The sequence below is a fragment of the Mammaliicoccus sp. C-M13 genome (assembly GCF_022386845.1).
Taxonomy (GTDB): domain Bacteria; phylum Bacillota; class Bacilli; order Staphylococcales; family Staphylococcaceae; genus Mammaliicoccus; species Mammaliicoccus lentus.
In genome coordinates, this window is the sequence record NZ_JAJNHQ010000012.1 from 59,099 (window position 1) to 76,663 (window position 17,565).

At 31.5% G+C, this 17,565-nt stretch carries 17 protein-coding genes and 1 riboswitch; of the genes, 11 read left to right on the forward strand and 6 right to left on the reverse strand.

Features of this window, described 5'->3' with window-relative positions:
• Window positions 1–4 precede the first annotated feature (4 nt).
• Window positions 5–1,255, forward strand: a complete 1,251-nt coding sequence (gene purD, locus LQ615_RS10475) for a phosphoribosylamine--glycine ligase (protein WP_064205033.1) — start codon at window positions 5–7, stop codon at window positions 1,253–1,255.
• A gap of 110 nt (window positions 1,256–1,365) precedes the next feature.
• Here purD and LQ615_RS10480 read toward each other — a convergent pair whose 3' ends face one another.
• From LQ615_RS10480 to LQ615_RS13505, 4 genes are all read right to left on the reverse strand, one after another.
• Complete coding sequence (locus LQ615_RS10480) at window positions 1,366–2,157, reverse strand: energy-coupling factor transporter transmembrane component T family protein (protein ID WP_239703994.1); 792 nt, start codon at window positions 2,155–2,157, stop codon at window positions 1,366–1,368.
• The gene (locus tag LQ615_RS10485; RefSeq protein WP_239703995.1) at window positions 2,147–3,550 is read right to left on the reverse strand and encodes an ABC transporter ATP-binding protein; all 1,404 of its coding nucleotides are present in this window, start codon (window positions 3,548–3,550) and stop codon (window positions 2,147–2,149) included. The genes LQ615_RS10480 and LQ615_RS10485 overlap by 11 nt, the downstream gene beginning before the upstream one ends.
• An 11-nt stretch (window positions 3,551–3,561) precedes the next feature.
• On the reverse strand, window positions 3,562–4,137 hold the full coding sequence (locus LQ615_RS10490) for an ECF transporter S component (protein WP_064205035.1): 576 nt from the start codon (window positions 4,135–4,137) through the stop codon (window positions 3,562–3,564).
• Between the two features lie 92 nt (window positions 4,138–4,229).
• Window positions 4,230–4,333: riboswitch (TPP riboswitch) on the reverse strand.
• Window positions 4,334–4,608: 275 nt separating this feature from the next.
• The gene (locus tag LQ615_RS13505; protein ID WP_016999673.1) at window positions 4,609–4,734 is read right to left on the reverse strand and encodes a hypothetical protein; all 126 of its coding nucleotides are present in this window, start codon (window positions 4,732–4,734) and stop codon (window positions 4,609–4,611) included.
• 147 nt (window positions 4,735–4,881) lie between these two features.
• On the opposite strand from LQ615_RS13505, the gene auxA reads away from it, so the two are divergent.
• From auxA to ptsP, 7 genes are all read left to right on the forward strand, one after another.
• Window positions 4,882–6,180, forward strand: a complete 1,299-nt coding sequence (gene auxA, locus LQ615_RS10495; protein WP_016999674.1) for a lipoteichoic acid stability factor AuxA — start codon at window positions 4,882–4,884, stop codon at window positions 6,178–6,180.
• A gap of 710 nt (window positions 6,181–6,890) precedes the next feature.
• Window positions 6,891–8,063: a class I SAM-dependent rRNA methyltransferase gene (locus LQ615_RS10500; RefSeq protein WP_016999675.1), complete on the forward strand. Its 1,173-nt coding sequence runs from the start codon at window positions 6,891–6,893 to the stop codon at window positions 8,061–8,063.
• A 69-nt stretch (window positions 8,064–8,132) separates the two neighbouring features.
• Window positions 8,133–8,672, forward strand: a complete 540-nt coding sequence (locus LQ615_RS10505; RefSeq protein ID WP_064211306.1) for a DUF697 domain-containing protein — start codon at window positions 8,133–8,135, stop codon at window positions 8,670–8,672.
• A gap of 85 nt (window positions 8,673–8,757) precedes the next feature.
• Window positions 8,758–9,849, forward strand: a complete 1,092-nt coding sequence (locus tag LQ615_RS10510) for a carbohydrate kinase (protein WP_064204126.1) — start codon at window positions 8,758–8,760, stop codon at window positions 9,847–9,849.
• On the forward strand, window positions 9,849–10,766 hold the full coding sequence (locus tag LQ615_RS10515) for a pseudouridine-5'-phosphate glycosidase (RefSeq protein WP_016999678.1): 918 nt from the start codon (window positions 9,849–9,851) through the stop codon (window positions 10,764–10,766). The genes LQ615_RS10510 and LQ615_RS10515 overlap by 1 nt, the downstream gene beginning before the upstream one ends.
• Before the next feature lie 134 nt (window positions 10,767–10,900).
• Window positions 10,901–11,167, forward strand: a complete 267-nt coding sequence (locus LQ615_RS10520; protein WP_016999679.1) for a phosphocarrier protein HPr — start codon at window positions 10,901–10,903, stop codon at window positions 11,165–11,167.
• On the forward strand, window positions 11,167–12,879 hold the full coding sequence (gene ptsP, locus LQ615_RS10525) for a phosphoenolpyruvate--protein phosphotransferase (RefSeq protein WP_016999680.1): 1,713 nt from the start codon (window positions 11,167–11,169) through the stop codon (window positions 12,877–12,879). Before LQ615_RS10520 ends, ptsP begins: the two co-directional genes overlap by 1 nt.
• Window positions 12,880–12,947: 68 nt before the next feature.
• Here the strand turns inward: ptsP and LQ615_RS10530 are convergent, their stop codons facing one another.
• A complete protein-coding gene (locus LQ615_RS10530; RefSeq protein WP_239703996.1) occupies window positions 12,948–13,709 on the reverse strand; it encodes a metallophosphoesterase in 762 nt (253 codons plus the stop codon).
• Window positions 13,706–13,939 (reverse strand): glutaredoxin family protein, encoded by a 234-nt coding sequence (locus tag LQ615_RS10535; protein ID WP_135031799.1) that lies wholly within the window; start codon window positions 13,937–13,939, stop codon window positions 13,706–13,708. The genes LQ615_RS10530 and LQ615_RS10535 overlap by 4 nt, the downstream gene beginning before the upstream one ends.
• Window positions 13,940–14,123: 184 nt before the next feature.
• Here LQ615_RS10535 and LQ615_RS10540 point away from each other — a divergent pair, with 184 nt between their 5' ends.
• Genes LQ615_RS10540 through LQ615_RS10550 form a run of 3 tightly spaced genes read left to right on the forward strand, consistent with a single transcriptional unit; the run spans window position 14,124 to window position 17,175 of the window.
• The gene (locus LQ615_RS10540; protein WP_016999683.1) at window positions 14,124–15,470 is read left to right on the forward strand and encodes a cytochrome ubiquinol oxidase subunit I; all 1,347 of its coding nucleotides are present in this window, start codon (window positions 14,124–14,126) and stop codon (window positions 15,468–15,470) included.
• Window positions 15,470–16,486, forward strand: coding sequence for a cytochrome d ubiquinol oxidase subunit II (locus LQ615_RS10545; protein WP_016999684.1), 1,017 nt, complete (start codon window positions 15,470–15,472; stop codon window positions 16,484–16,486). Before LQ615_RS10540 ends, LQ615_RS10545 begins: the two co-directional genes overlap by 1 nt.
• Before the next feature lie 26 nt (window positions 16,487–16,512).
• The gene (locus LQ615_RS10550) at window positions 16,513–17,175 is read left to right on the forward strand and encodes a potassium channel family protein (protein WP_016999685.1); all 663 of its coding nucleotides are present in this window, start codon (window positions 16,513–16,515) and stop codon (window positions 17,173–17,175) included.
• Window positions 17,176–17,565 lie beyond the last annotated feature (390 nt).

The window sequence follows — 17,565 nt, forward strand, 5'->3', positions numbered from 1 at the left end:
ATAAATGAAAGTACTGATAATCGGCTCAGGTGGTCGTGAACATGTTTTAGCTCAAAAATGTAAACTTTCAAATACAGTCGAAGAGGTATTTGTTATTCCAGGAAATGATGCGATGAGTGGTGTAGCAACTGTCATTTCAAATATTAAAGAAGATAATCATGAAAAGATAAAAGAGTTTGTTGTAAATAATGATATTGAATGGGTTATTATCGGCCCAGAACAACCTTTGATTGATGGATTAACTGATGTTTTAAGTGAAACAAATGCTAAAGTATTTGGACCTAATAAAGAAGCTGCACAATTAGAAGGGTCAAAAGAATTTGCTAAAAAAATAATGGACAAATATAATATTCCAACAGCTGAATATGAAACAATTTGTTCTAAAGAAAAAGCATTAACATATGTTGAAGCATGTCCTATACCAATTGTATTGAAAAAGGATGGGCTGGCTGCTGGTAAAGGTGTTATCGTAGCTTTGACTAGAGAAGAAGCTCGACAAGCTGTAGAAACTTTATATACAACAGATGATGAAAAAGTTGTATTTGAAGAGTTTCTTGAAGGCGAAGAATTTTCAGTTATGACATTTGTAAATGAAGAATTTGCGGTACCTTTTGATTGTATAGCTCAAGATCATAAACGTGCATTTGATGCTGATAAAGGTCCTAATACTGGAGGTATGGGTGCTTACTGCCCGGTTCCACATATTTCAAAAGAAATCATCGAAGAAACAAATCAAAAAGTAGCGCAACCTATAGCTCAAGCACTTGTAAGTGAGGGTATACAATACTTCGGGTTAATATATATCGGTGCAATTTTAACAGAAGATGGTCCAAAAGTTATTGAATTTAATGCGAGATTTGGAGATCCTGAAGCACAAGTATTATTAACAAAATTAGATTCAGATTTTATTGAACTGCTAGAAAAAACATATAAAAAAGAACCTATCAAGCTTGAATGGAAAGATGAAAGTGTAGTAGGCGTTGTATTAGCATCAAAAGGGTATCCTGCTAATTACGAAAAAGGTCATATAGTTGAAGGCTTAGACCAAATAGAACAGTATTATGTTAGCGCCTTGAAAAAGAACGAAAAAGGACAATATGAAAATAACGGTGGAAGAGTTATGATTTCTATTGGAACAGGCAAAGATATAAGAGAAGCACAAAAAAATGCTTATGCTCAAGTGGAAAAAATAAAATGCGACAATTTATTCTATAGAAAAGATATAGGACATAAAGCATTGAAAGCTCAAATATAATAAAATGAAAGACCGATAAAATTTATTTGATTGCATAAATTTTATCGGTCTTTTTCATTGCGCTACATTTCGTTCTTTTAGGGAAAGATATGGTCAAACATAACGCAATGTTACCTAATATCAGTAATGTTTGTAATAGGGAAGAAACTCCCTAAACAAAACGCCAAAATAACTAATAAAATTGACATTATAATAAAATACACATCATTTATTGTAAAAGGCACTTTATAATAATAAGTTCGTTTACCATTCGTAAATCCTTTAGCTTCCATAGCTACTGCTAATCTATGAGATTTTCTTATACTTTGACTTAATGTCGGTATAAGTAAATGATTTATCCATTTAAGTCCTTTACGCTGACTTTTATCAACGACTTGATAACGCATTTTTAATGCTTGTCTTAATTGGATGAATGATGTAAACATGATAGGAATCATTCTGATAGATGCCATAAAAGCATAAGCTATTTTAGGTTTTAATTTTAAATGTTGCATGAAGCTATAGAACACAGAAATAATTTGTGATGTGAAAGGTATAACCATTCCATAAAAGGAAATAACCAATGTACGCATTGTAACGTGTAAGCCTCTCATTAAGCTTTCACTCGTAATATTGATAATACCAAATTTAAACAACGTATGACTTCCTTCACCGTAAAAAATCATAAATAGCGAGGAAGTAAAGCCAAAGAATAAAGTAATAGCAATAACAATTAACAACGGCGCCCATTTTACACCGCTCATAAATATTAAATATATAAACATCACAATTGTTAAATAAAGCATGAAATCAAAATCATGTATGAAAATGGCAAAGAAAAATAGTGAAATACCTAATAATAGTTTAGTTAAAATATTAACGTTATCGATGAAAGTGTAATATCTTTTCCAATTATTCAGCATAAACGTCACCATCACTTATGGCTAATTCACGATTTTGAATGTTCAATATTCTGGTCGCGTAACGATTTATGATTTCATTTTCATGTGTAATCATGATAATTGTTTGCCCATCTGCAACTCTCTGTTTAAATAACTTAATCAGTTCAAAAGTGTTATGGCTGTCTAAACCAAATGTCGGTTCATCTAGTAATATGATTTCAGATTGCGTGCTTAATGCTGTAGCCACGCTTAATCTTTTTTTCTGTCCAATTGAAAGTTCGAATGGATGTTGTGCTTTTACATGTTCTAATCTTAATAATTTCAACATCTCTTCAGTTTTTGCTTGTGCTGTTTCTTTATTTTGATGTGAAAAATTAATCGAAATTTCATCATAAACAGACATTTCAATAAATTGTAATTCTGGATTTTGATATACAAAATACATGTGTTTGGATGCATCTTTTATTTTTTTTAGACGTTTATCTTTGTAATAAATATTTCCTTCATATTTAATAAGTTGCATTAAGGTTTCTAAAAAAGTAGTCTTTCCAGTTCCATTAGCCCCTGTTAACCCTATTAATTCACCTTTGTTTATAGATAAATCGTTTACTTTAAATAACTTTTTACGATGACGTAATATTTCTAGATTGCTTATATTTAATAAAGGTTCGTATTTATGGTTAATAGAAAGTGATTTAGGTGCATAATCCCATGAATTAGGATGCCAAACACCATATTCATTTAATACGTCAGTATGGTTATTTAATATGTCGTCAGGTGTACTATCATGCGTAATTTGCCCTTTATCATTCATGACAATGACTCTGTCTACATAATTCCATATATAATCAACTTTATGCTCAACAATTACAACTGTTTGATTTTCCCAATGTTGCATGAGTAAATCCCAAAGTTGATAAGTAGAAGATGTATCTAACATTGCAGTTGGTTCATCTAAAAATAAAGTATCAGTTTTTTGTAATAAAATAGAAGCAATAGCTAATTTCTGTTTCATTCCACCGCTAAGTTGGCTAAGTTTTTTAGATGGATCTGCCTCTAAGTTAACTTCTTGCATAGCTTTTGATATAAGTGAATCCATTCGGTTAGGCTCAACTTTCATATTTTCTAATACAAAAGCCAACTCTTCTTTAATTTTAGGCATACAAAATTGTGTGTCAGGATCTTGAAATATAACACCTGGGAAAGGGTCAATATGCTTTTCATCAACTTTCATAGGTATATCTACAGACCTAGGAATGATGCCACTTAATACATTTAATAGGGTACTTTTACCTGAACCACTCGGACCAAGTAATAAAACTTTCTCTCTATCATTTATAGTAATATTTAAATTTTTAAAAATGATACGTTCATCATCTGGATATTTAAGTCTAAGATTTTTAAGTGATAACAATTTTATAGCTCCTATAATAAGTCGTAATCTTTTTTAGAAGAAGGTCTGAATAGTTTAGTAACACCAGTTCGATCAAGTGCTCGTACAATAGCGTATCCAAGCGCGCCACCTAATATAGCTCCGCTCAGTATTCTTATGCTGAACATTAATATAATATTCCAAGTTGCAACATCGCCTAAATAATTATAAAACCAATCAACGGGTAAAGTAATGATACCAGCCAAAGCTCCAGCTATAATAGCGACAGATAACTTTCTCGATTTATATCGAACAGCTAAAAATACAATTTCACAAGCTAAGCCTTGAAGTAGGGCATATACAAAAGTAGGAATATCAAATTGTCCCATAACTATTGTTTCGCCAGCACCCGCTGCAAATTCTGCTAATAATGCTACACCAGGTTTTTGAATAATCAAATAAGTGATAATAGCTGCAATAAACCAAAAACCATAAATAGATTGCTCTAAATGGAGACCAAGTGGTTTTAAAACTTCATACGGTAACCATAAAAATTTATAAATAATCGCAAATACAGCACCTATTAATACAGTTACTAAAATATCAGATAAAGTTAATCTTTTTGCCATAACTAATTCTCCTTTTTTATATAAAAAAATGCACTTCTATATCTAGATAGAAGCGCATAAAAATATTGTTATCATTATAAAAATGAATATTATAAGATTCACGAACACTTTCCTACGCTAGTATAATCTAGATCAGGTACAAAGGGTTCAGACTTTTTCAGGTCTGTCTCAGTTTAAAACGCCCCTAGTGCATTTATTGATTTGTTAACACTACGATAAGTCTTATTAAATCTTTTGTCAATAAGAACATTTTGTAACACCATATTATTCAAAAATATAATAAGAATGAGGGAGTAGGACAGAAATCTCATTTTATTAAAAAGATTTCGTAGTCCCGCCCCGGCATAGATTACTAGGGTTAAAAAAGCTTGATATAAGTGCATTTCAGCTACTACCATAATAATTGAAAGAGGCTGAGACATGTATTTATGTCCCAGCCTCTCAAGCGTTGAAATTTAAGATAAGATATATTTATTCAAAAGTGTCTTGAATGTTGTCTTTTGTTTCATCTTGTCCTTTATCGTTATCTTTTTTGTTTTCTTGTTCTTTTTTCTTAGCTTTTTCTGCTTCTTCTTTATGTTTATCGTTATTACTCATAATAACACTCCCTTAAAATGTATGATATTATTATATACCCAGGTAGTACTGACTTTTAAACTTATTTATACTTCTTGGGGCTGATTTTCGATTTATTTAAAGACATTTGAAAATGAAACAATTATAATGTTCAATGAGGTGAAGAACATGTCTATTAAGAAAAAAAGCTGGGAAGTTCATTTTAGCCGGATTATAGGTATATTCATTATCATAACGGGCCTACTGATATTATTTAATGCACCACGTATTAAAGATTATAATATTAAAGACTCTGCTAATATCCATATTCGTAATATTTGGGACTTTTTTGTAGCTTTTTTTGATGAGTTAGTAAGAATTTTAAATCACTATATAGGTGGTTTTCCAGTCATTTCGGCAATAATTATCTTGTTGTTTGGCATCTTTGTATTGTTAATAGCACGTACATTAAGAAGAACAACAAATTATGATTATGATATATCTATATTTTATATAGTTTTAACGATTATATTCATGATTATTATTTTAATGACAATGTTCCAAGTTTATAGCTATGCTTCATTTTTATTTATTATCCCATTTGCCATACATGTAGGCTATGTTGTATATAAAAGTGAACTTAATCCATTACATCGAAAAAAACATTACTTATGGATTATCATTTCATACGGAATGTGCTACTTTATTTCACAATTCGCTATGAATCATAATATTGATACAAAAAGCGTTAAACCGCTCGATGTAATGAGTGTGAATTTGTTCTTTATTTTATTATGGTGTTTTAGTCAGATGTCTGTATGGACGAGTCTTTATTTGAGACGATCATTACCAATTAGTGAAGAAGACATTGAAACTGTAAATGAAGAACGTTATTCAAGAGTTAAAAATAATCGATTAACTAGAAAAATATTTACTATGTCACAAGCTTTATACAGCAAATTAGAAGATATGAAGCAAGTTACTTTGGATAAGTTTAATTCTGAAGAGGTAAAAGAAAAAAGAAGAAAACGAAATGAAAAATGGAAAGAAATCATAAAAATTGAAGATGAAGATATACCTAAATGGATGAGAAGACCAAAATGGTTGAAAAAAAGTTATATAGAATGGATTTGTACATTCGTACTTTTCTTATTTACGATTATAGAATTTAACAATAGAAATGGCTTATTCTTATCAGGTGAATGGAGTCTATCTCAAATTCAATATGTATTTGAATGGGTAACATTATTTATAATGATGTTATTAATTATACTATATGCATACTTTAACTATACAACTAATGTTAAAAATACACATAATTTCGGAAAATTATTTGTGATATCAGCATTGTTCTTTGAAATTGCAACTACATTCTTTGTATCGGCACTTCAAACATCACAATTTTCCGTATTTATTACACCGATATCATTTTTATTAATGCTATTTGTTACACCAGCATTTATCATTCATTTGAAAAAATCATTTTAATTTGAAGGGCTTAAAGTCCTAATAATATAAAAGAGCTAGGGATACAAATCCTTAGCTCTTTTTGGGATGAGATTGGTCAAAAAACAAGAGTTGATGATATTGTTGTTGGATTTACTCCGACAATAATCCAATTAGACACACCTTTATTGGATTAACCACTTCAATAATCCAAGTAGACCACTTTTTATTGGATTAACTCCTTCAAAAATCCAAGTAGAGCACCTTTTGTTGGATTTACTAAGGCAATAATCCAAGTAGACCACTTTTTATTGGATTAACCACCTCAAAAATCCAAGTAGAGCACCTTTGTTGGATTAATTACTTCAAAAATCCAAGTAGAGCACCTTTTATTGGATTAACCACCTCAATAATCCAACTAGACACACCTTTATTGGATTAACAATTTGGAAGACAAAGTATTTTATAGATTATCAATTGGTACATTATTAGAAATTTATATAAGAGAAGTTGTAATAAGTAAATATTTTTATAGAATTAATTCTAAAAATGTATTGCACGGAATAATCTAATGATTTATACTAAATTTAGTAAGCGTTTACATACAAGGGGATCAAAACTTTCTGGGGGAAATTTTGATTAATAAAATTCGGTTAACAGAGTATTCTAAAGGGGGATACTCTGTTTTTTTGGTGTCTTTGGCTATTTTACGTTATAATATGTGAGACATTTCGAAAGGATGGCCAAAAACAATGAAACAAATTATGCTTAAAAATGGTAAAGAAGATAAATATTTTAGAGGATATCCATTAGTCGACAAAGATGACATTTTTGAAATGCCAAGTATGGATGAAGGTGAATTAGTAGCTTTAGTAGATGCTGGGAAAAACTTTATCGCTACTGCTTATTATGGTGAGCAAAACAAAGGTATAGGTTGGGTATTATCTTTAGATTCCACTGAAAAAATAGACCACAAGTTTTTCGTTAAGTTATTTAAACAAGCAATTCAAGAACGTGAATATTTTGAAAATGTAGATGGCATAAATGCTTATAGGTTATTTAATGCTGAAGGAGACGGAATTGGTGGATTAACAATTGATAACTACGATGGGCATTTGTTATTACAATGGTACTCAGTCGGTATTTATCGTTTGAAAGATAGAATTTTGCCAGCTATTCAAGAAGTTTTCGAATATAAATCTATCTTTGAAAAAAGGAGATTTAAAGGAATGGAAACATCTTCTGATTTCGTAGAAGGTGACGCTCCAGAATTTCCTTATGTAATTGAAGAGAATCATCTATTTTATAATGTGAATTTAGATGACGGACCAATGACTGGTATTTTCCTAGATCAAAAAGAAGTACGAAAAAAAATACGCGACCATTATAGCGAAGATAAAGATATACTGAACTTATTTAGTTACACTGGTGCATTTTCAGTTGCAGCAAGTGAAAATGCTAAAAGTACAACAAGTGTTGATTTGGCAAATCGAGCTAGAACATTAACTGAAGGAAACTTTGGATTAAACGCCATGGATTTAAATAATAACCATATATTTATTATGGATGTTTTTGATTACTTTAAATACGCTTTAAGACATGGTTTAAGCTATGATGTTATTGTCATTGATCCACCAAGTTTTGCTCGTAATAAGAAAAAGACTTTTAGTGTACAAAAAAACTATCCTGAACTAATTGAAGGTGCTGCTTCATTACTTAATGAAACAGGTACTTTAGTATTAAGTACAAATTCAAGTGCTTTTCCGCAAAAAGCATTTAAAAAAATGATAAATCAAACGTTGGATTCATTAGAGCTAGATTATACAATTTCCGATGTGATGGGGTTACCTAAAGACTTCAAAACGCACCCTCATTATAAACCAAGTAAGTACTTGAAAGTTGTTTTTGTACAGATAAATGGTTAAATTCTTCGAAAAAAGGGTATATTTTACTATTCATTAAATTAATAATGAACTGTGAGGAGAATGATTAAAATGGGAATTATAAACAAAATCACTTCAAAAGCTGGAAATAAAGCGTTAGGTATTGAAGAAATAAAAAAACGTTCTGAATTACCAACAACAGAAACTGAATTATTGGAACGAAGAAAAAGAGCTCAAGATCTCGTTCAAAAAAAATCATTAATGTCATCTGCAGCTAATGTTGTGCCGATACCTGGTTTAGGCGTAGGTATGGATATAAAATTAATGGGAGACATCATAGAAGATATTAATAAGATTTACGGATTGAGCCATAAGCAAGTCAATAAAATGCAAGATGATTTAAAACAAAAAGTTTTAACTTCAGCAGCTATGAAAGGTAGTCAATTCATAGGTCAAAAAGTAACGAATGCTATGGTTAAAGTATTTTTTAAATCGGTTGTAAAAAGAGAAGCTGCGAAGCAATCTAGATGGGTACCTCTTGTTGGACAAGCAGTAGCGGGTTCAATAAGTTACTATTTAATGAAAAAAATGGGCGAAGATCACATTAAAAAATGTGAGAAAGTCATAAATGATTTTTTACGTCCATCATAATTTATCCTGTGACTGTCAACAAGTCTTTAAGACGAGTTGGCAGTCTTTTTTTGTAAAACAAACAAATGTTTGTAAGGTGAAAATTTTGAACGAGAATGAAAGATTAATTTTAAATTTAATCAAAGAAAACCCGTTTATTTCTCAACAAGAATTGTCAGAGAAAGTTGGCTTATCAAGGCCAGCAGTTGCAAATATCATTTCTGGCTTAGTTAAGAAGGAATATGTTCAAGGGAAAGCTTACGTCTTAAACGAACAAAATCCAATTGTTTGTATAGGTGGCGCTAACATTGATCGTAAATTCCATATTACTGAGCAATTAATTCAAGGTACTTCTAATCCTGTAACATCAGAAACGTCAATAGGTGGTGTTGCAAGAAACGTCGCTGAAAATCTAGGACGTATAGGTGAAGACGTATTGTTGTTAACAACTGCTGGAAATGATGCAGAATGGCAACATATTTCTGATTTGTCATCTCCATTTATGAATGTTGATTATGTTGAAAATATTTCGAGTGAAGCAACAGGTAGTTATACAGCTTTGTTAGATCAAAATGGCGACATGACTTTAGGTCTAGCTGATATGTCTGTATATGATAAAATCACACCTGAATTTATGATAAAAAACACATATTTGCTTAATAAAGCTAAATGTATGATTGTTGATTTAAATTGTCCGAGAGAAACATTAGAATTTCTATGTGCTTATGCTGAAAAGAAAGGTATCAAACTTATCATCATTGCTGTTTCAGGGCCGAAAATGAACCATTTACCACATAATTTACATGCAGTAGATTGGATTATTATGAATAAAGATGAAGTAGAAGCTTATGTTGGTAAAAAAGCAGAAACTGATGAACAGTTAAAATCTTATATTTCTGAAATTAGCAAACAAGGTGCAAAAAATATCATTGTCACTTCTGGTAAAGAACAAATCTTTTATGAAGGACAGGAAGGTATTTTAGAATTTAGTGTAACACCAGTTAAACAAGTAGTAGATGTAACTGGGGCAGGAGATGCATTTACATCAGCTTTGATTTACGGTTGGCTTAAGTCCTATGACATAGAACAAATTGTTAAACTTGCTAAAGCAAATGCAGCAAAAACTATTCAAACACCATTTACAGTTAGACAAGATTTACATGAGAAACAACTTATAAAAGACATGGAGGAATTATAATGGAAAACTATATTCAATTTTCAGAAGAAGTAGAACAAGCTAAAAAGGAAGGTAAAGCAATTATTGCTTTAGAATCTACAATTATTTCACACGGCATGCCTTATCCTCAAAACGTGGACATGGCTAAAAAGGTTGAACAAATTGTAAGAGATAATGGCGGTGTACCAGCAACAATCGCTATTATAGACGGCACTATTAAAGTCGGTTTAAATGATGAAGAATTAGAATTACTAGCAAGTGCTGATGACGTAGCAAAAGTATCAAGAAGAGACATTGCTGAAATACTTGCAACTAAGAGAATTGGTGCAACGACTGTTGCTTCAACTATGATTTGTGCACAATTAGCTGACATCCAATTCTTCGTAACAGGTGGTATTGGTGGGGTTCATAAAGGTGCTGAACAAACGATGGATATTTCAGCTGACTTAGATGAACTATCAAAAACGAAAGTAGCAGTAGTTTGTGCAGGTGCTAAATCTATCTTAGACTTAGATAAAACTTTAGAGTACTTAGAAACTAAAGGTGTACCTGTAGTTGGTTATCAAACAGATGAATTACCAGCATTCTTTACTCGTGAAAGTGGATTGAAATTAAACACGAGAATTGATGACGTAAAAACAATTGCTAAATTAGCTGAAGTTCAATGGGATTTAGGCTTAGATTCAGGCATTGTTATAGCAAATCCGGTACCAGAAGAAGATCAATTAGAACCATCATTTATTAATGGAATCATTGATAATGCAGTTAAAAAAGCAGAAGAACAAGGTATTCATGGTAAAGACTCAACGCCATTCTTATTAGGAGAAATTGTTAAACAATCTGAAGGTAAATCTTTAGAAACGAATATTAAACTGGTTTATCATAATGCAAAAATTGGTACACAAATTGCAGTTGAATATGCAAACTTGTCAGATTAATAATAAATGCACCAAAATGTTGCATACTTATGTAATTTGATTGAATTGTATCTATTTTTTTGATATTCTTTATTCGTATAGATAAAATTTGATTTTATACAAATTAAATAATGGCTTTAGAAGGAGACAATAAAATGGAACAAAAATCTTACGTAATTATTGACGAAACGGGTATTCATGCAAGACCAGCTACTATGTTAGTTCAAACTGCATCTAAATTTGATTCAGATGTTCAATTAGAATATAACGCTAAAAAAGTTAACTTAAAATCAATCATGGGTGTAATGAGCCTTGGTGTTGGTAAAGACGCTGAAATTACTATCTACGCTGAGGGTAGTGATGAGAAAGAAGCGATCGAAGCTATTACAGACGTATTATCTAAAGAAGGTTTAACAAAATAATGTCTGAAATATTAAAAGGTATAGCTGCATCTGATGGTGTAGCTATTAGTAAAGCTTATTTACTAGTTGAACCTGATTTATCATTTTCAAGTGAAAATATCAGCGATGTAGACGGCGAAGTTGAAAAGTTTAAAGCTGCTGTGAATCAATCAAAAGTTGAACTAACTCAAATTCGTAATAATGCTGAAAAGCAACTTGGTGCTGATAAAGCTGCAATTTTCGATGCACATTTATTAGTGTTAGAAGATCCAGAGTTATTAAATCCAATTGAAGAAAATATACGCAATAATAAAGTGAACGCTCCAACTGCATTACAAGAAGTATCTAATAATTTCATTAGTATTTTTGAAAATATGGATAATGAGTACATGAAAGAGCGCGCTGCAGATATACGAGACGTATCTAAACGTATATTAGCTCATATTTTAGGAGTAGAATTACCAAATCCTAGTATGATTAATGAAAGCGTTATTATTGTAGGGGAAGATTTAACACCATCTGATACAGCACAACTTAACAAAGAGTTTGTTAAAGGTTTTGCTACAAATATTGGTGGAAGAACTTCACACTCTGCAATTATGAGTCGTTCTTTAGAAATACCTGCAGTAGTAGGTACAAAAGATATAACTGACCGTGTTAAACATGGTGATAGCTTAATCATTGACGGATTAACTGGAGACGTAATCATTGATCCTAGCGAAGATGAAGTTCTTGCTTATGAACAAAAGCAAAAAGACTTTTTTGCTGAAAAACAAGAGCTTGCTAAGCTAGTAAATGATGATTCAGTTTCTAAAGATGGTGTTCATGTTGAACTTGCTGCTAATATTGGAACACCGAATGATTTAGAAGGTGTTAAAAATAACGGTGCACAAGGTATCGGCTTATATCGTACTGAATTCTTATACATGGGAAGAGACAATATGCCTTCAGAAGATGAACAATTTGAAGCATATAGCAAAGTATTAAAAGAAATGGATGGCAAACGTGTTGTCGTACGTACTTTAGACATTGGTGGAGATAAAGAATTATCTTATTTAAACTTGCCTAAAGAAATGAATCCATTCTTAGGATACAGAGCTATTCGCCTATGTTTAGATCAAACAGATATCTTTAGAACACAATTAAGAGCATTATTACGTGCATCTGAATATGGAAAGTTAAACATCATGTTCCCAATGATTGCAACTATCCAAGAATTCAGAGATGCTAAAGCAATCTTACTTGAAGAGAAAGAAAAATTAGTTTCTGAAGGTGTTAAAGTTGATGATGATATCGAAGTAGGTATCATGGTAGAAATACCAGCAACTGCAGCATTAGCTGACATCTTTGCTAAAGAAGTAGATTTCTTTAGTATCGGAACTAATGATTTAATTCAATATACTATGGCTGCTGACCGTATGTCAGAACGCGTTTCGTATTTATACCAACCATATAACCCTGCAATTCTTCGCTTAATTAAGCAAGTAATTGAAGCTTCACATAAAGAAGGTAAATGGACTGGTATGTGTGGTGAAATGGCTGGCGATAACACAGCTGTTCCATTATTACTTGGATTAGGTCTAGATGAGTTCTCTATGAGCGCAACAAGTATCTTAAAAGCTAGAAAACAAATAAAAGAATTAGACCAAAAAGAAATGCAAGAATTAGCTAATCGAGCTATTAACTGTGCGACTTCTGAAGAAGTTGTAGAATTAGTTAATGAATTAGCATAAATTGAGTTTAATTTTATATATAAAGAGGGATTTCTTAATTATTAAGAAATCCCTCTTTTTTATAAAAATTATTTACCTTTTAAATAAAATATAGCAATTTCAGGATTGCAAAATACTCTAATCGGTAACCTAGTCATACCAATCCCTTTATTAACATAAAGATATTGCCTATGTCTAATTTGATATAGACCTTTCTTGTATTTCTTACCGAGTGCAGGTGTATGCAACGCACCGAATACAGGAAGTCGTATTTGTCCACCATGGGTGTGGCCAGATAAAACGAGATTTATATTTGGGTTGAGTAATCGAACTTTATCAGGTTCATGCATTAAGCAAACTCTAAAATCAATATAATCATCTTTGTCATAAAATGAGTTACTAAAATTTGGTTGACCGAAACATAAATCATCAATGCCGTAAATAGAAAGATTGCCAGCACAGGTTTTGACTACTTGTGTTTCATTTAATAAAACATTAAACCCTGAAAGTTTCATGATTTTTATAACAGTACTGATACTATTGGAACCATAGTCATGGTTTCCTGGAACAAAAAATTTGCCATATTTTGATTTAAGGGTTATGAATAAAGGTATAACTAGATAAGGGTCAAATTTAATTTTGCCGATATCATCAAAGCAATCACCAGTTAAACATATGATATCAGGTTGCATATTATTAATTTTGATCACAAGTTGGTGTAATGATTCTAAGCCAGAGTAATAACCAATATGCAAATCTGTTATATGGACAATTTTTAAGTTAGATTTGAGTTCAGTGTAAAATGTGTGCTTGAGCGTTACTATATCAGAAGAAGGGAAATTTATTTTCATTGTGTTATACCTAGTGCTTTATTAAATGATTCAATATCTACTTGGTAGAATACTTTATCATCAATTAAAACAGTTGGAGTCGAAAAACTATCTAAGTCGATAAGTTCTGATTTGAATTTTGAGTTTTTAATATTTTTTTCTGTATAGTCAATTTCATTTTGATCAAAGTACTGTTTTACAAATTGACAAGGTGGGCATTGATCTTGTGTATAAATTATGACGTTTTTCATTGAATTCACCTCTACTTTATATAGTCATATTATAATGATTTGTTAGCTTATTCAACGGATTAGCATAATGATGACATGAATTTGTCACGATTTGTTAAAACTTTTAGATTTTATTAAGTAATAATTTGTTGTATAATGAATTTAAATTGTGATATAAATCACATACGTTGAATGGAGGAATATTATGGATGCAGTAGTTGTAAGTCGTTTACTAACTGCAATGACATTAGGTTTTCATATTATATTTGCAACGATAGGTGTAGGTATACCGCTAATGTTTGCTATCGCAGAATTCATAGGGATTAAGAAAAATAATCCTATGTATATTGCAATGGCTAAACGATGGTCAAAAGGTTACACAATAACTGTAGCAGTCGGTGTAGTTACGGGAACAATTATCGGGCTACAATTATCATTATTATGGCCATCATTTATGCAGTTAGGTGGACAAGTTATTGCCCTTCCATTATTTATGGAAACATTTGCATTTTTCTTTGAAGCAATTTTCTTAAGTATTTATTTGTACACTTGGGATAGATTTAAAGGAAGATGGACACACTTTTTAATTAACTTACCAGTTATTATAGGTGGTACATTCTCAGCGTTTTTCATTACATCAGTGAACTCTTTCATGAATACGCCTGGAGGATTTGATTTTATCAACGGTAAATTGATGAATATTGATCCAGTTGCAGCTATGTTTAACGCTTCATTTGGAGTACGTTCATTTCACGTTGTAGCAACAGCGTTTATGACTGCCGCATTTATTTTAGCAAGTATAGCAGCTTATAGACTTATTAAAAATAAATTCATCGATGATAGAGAATATCATAAAAAAGCACTTAAATTAACAATGATAGTTGGTTTGGTTGCGAGTTTATTATCAATGCTTGCAGGGGATTTATCAGCTAAATTTTTACATGATGAACAACCTGAAAAATTAGCAGCTATGGAATGGCACTTTGAAAGTGAATCCAAGGCCGATTTAGTATTATTTGGTTATGTAGATGAGAAGAGCCAAGAAGTTAAAGGCGCTATTAAAATTCCTGGTGCTTTAAGTTTCTTATCTGATAATAACTTTAATACAGAAGTGAAAGGTTTAAATGACTTTAAGAGTGATGAAACACCACCACTCATTATACATTACTTCTTTGACTTAATGGTATTCTTTGGAGTTTATTGTTTTGTTGTATCAGCACTGTTTGTTGTTTTAAAATGGACGAAAAAATGGTCGCAATTTAACAAACCATTATTATACTTAACTGTGCTAACTGGACCATTAGCAATGCTAGCGATTGAATGTGGATGGTTCTTAGCAGAAATGGGTAGACAACCATGGATTTTAAGGGGCTATTTAAAAGTGGCACAAGCTGCTACAAACGCTGATGGTTTAAGTCTAGTGTTTATTGCTTTTGCTATACTTTATTTAGTACTCGGTATTTCATCAAGTTATGTATTAATCAGAATGTTTAGTCACAGTAAAGCAACAGATGATGTAAATAAAGTTATAGAAAGAAGGGGTGAAGTATAATGGATTATCAACACATAGGTGTCACAGTACTTTGGCTCTTCTTATATGGCTACATTGTTATCGGTGCAATTGATTTCGGGGCAGGATTCTTTTCTTTCCATGCGAAATTAACTAAACAAGATCATATTATAAATGGATTGATCTCCAGATATTTAAACCCTGTTTGGGAAGTTACAAATGTATTCTTTGTATTCTTCTTTGTAGGAATCGTTGGATTCTTCCCAGATTCAGCTTACTACTTTGGTTCAACATTATTGATACCAGGAAGTATAGCTCTAATATTATTAACAATTCGTGGTAGTTTCTACGCATTTGAAAACTACGGACAAGATAGTAAATTATCATGGTTGTTCTTGTATGGTGCTACTGGTTTGCTTATTCCGGCATCATTATCGACAATTTTAACAATTGCTGAAGGTGGATATATTAAAGAAACATCAAGTGGTGTTCACTTAGAATGGATGACTTTATTATTAAGTCCTTATGCTTGGGCAGTAGTGTTCTTAGCTATTATCTCAGTACTCTATATCTCATCAGGTTTCTTAACGTACTATGCTAATAAAGCTAAAGATACTGAAGCTTATCATTTATTAAGACAATGGTTCTTAATTTGGGCACTTCCAATGATTATTATTTGTCAGTTTGTTTTCTTATCATTAAGACAACATAATGAAAGACACTTTACCAACGCGATTGAAAATTATTGGTGGTTATTTGCTTTAAGTATGGTATTCTTCATTATTGCTGTAGTATTGATATATCTTAAAAAGGCGCATGGTTTTGCATTTACGATGATTCTGTTACAATTCGGAACAGCATTCTTTGGATATGGCTTAAGTAAATTACCTTATATACTTGAACCATATATTAATATTGATAAAGCTGTCGTAAATGAACAAATGGCGCTTATGTTAGTCATAGCATTTATTTTAGGTTTACTTTTACTAGTTCCATCGCTTATATTATTATTAAGATTGTTTATCTTTGATGCAGATTACGTTAAAGGTAAAAAATAATTTCAGGATAAGTATGGAGGCGTATCATGAGTAAAGAATATGTAGTAATTGGCTTAGGGCGTTTTGGTGGTAGTATTGTTAGAGAATTAAACGCGCTAGATATGGATGTAATGGCCATTGACTCAGATGAAGCTAGAGTGAATGAATTTAGTGATATTGCCACACATGCTGTTATAGCAGATACAACTGACGAAGCGGTTATGAAAAGTTTAGGTATACGTAACTTTGATCATGTCATTGTAGCGATAGGTGAGAATATACAGGCAAGTACTTTAACAACGTTAATTCTTAAAGAGTTGGGCGTAAAGAAAGTAACAGCTAAAGCTCAAAATGATTATCATGCGAAAATTTTGAATAAAATTGGTGCAGATACCGTAGTACATCCAGAAAGAGATATGGGTAGAAGAATTGCACATAACGTTGCAAGCGCATCTGTATTAGATTATTTAGAGTTATCGGATGAATATTCAATTGTTGAAATAAAAGCAGGAGAAAAGCTTGCAGGTAATTCTATACTGGAATTGGATGTCCGAGCTAATTACGGCATTAATATAATAGCTGTAAAAAGAGGTAAAGACATTATTGTAGCACCAGATCCAAATGAAAGTATTGAATTTAATGATATTTTAATTGTTATCGGACACGACAATGATTTAAATCGTTTTGAAAAGAAATTAGTAAATGAATAATACAAAATAAGGGAGTGGGACAGAAATCTCATTTTATTAAAAAGATTTCGTAGTCCCACCCCGGCAAGGGTGACTAGGTATGAAAAAAGCTTGTTATAAGCGCATTTTCATACCAGTCATCTACTGCCAATACAAAAATAAGAGCCTAGGACATAAATAATTATCCTAGGCTCTTATTTTTAAATTTTACCCTAAACACATATGATACATTACTCTAACGAGCAAGAAATTTGAGACAAGCTCGTTACATTTTCTAACGAGCTAGTGAATATAAACAAGCACGTTAGCGCGATATTATTGAATATGTCCATATAATTGTGTAATAAAAAAAGAGCCAAATATAGCTCACTTTAGTACAATGTAATCGACTAAGAAAATATTGTAGAGGTG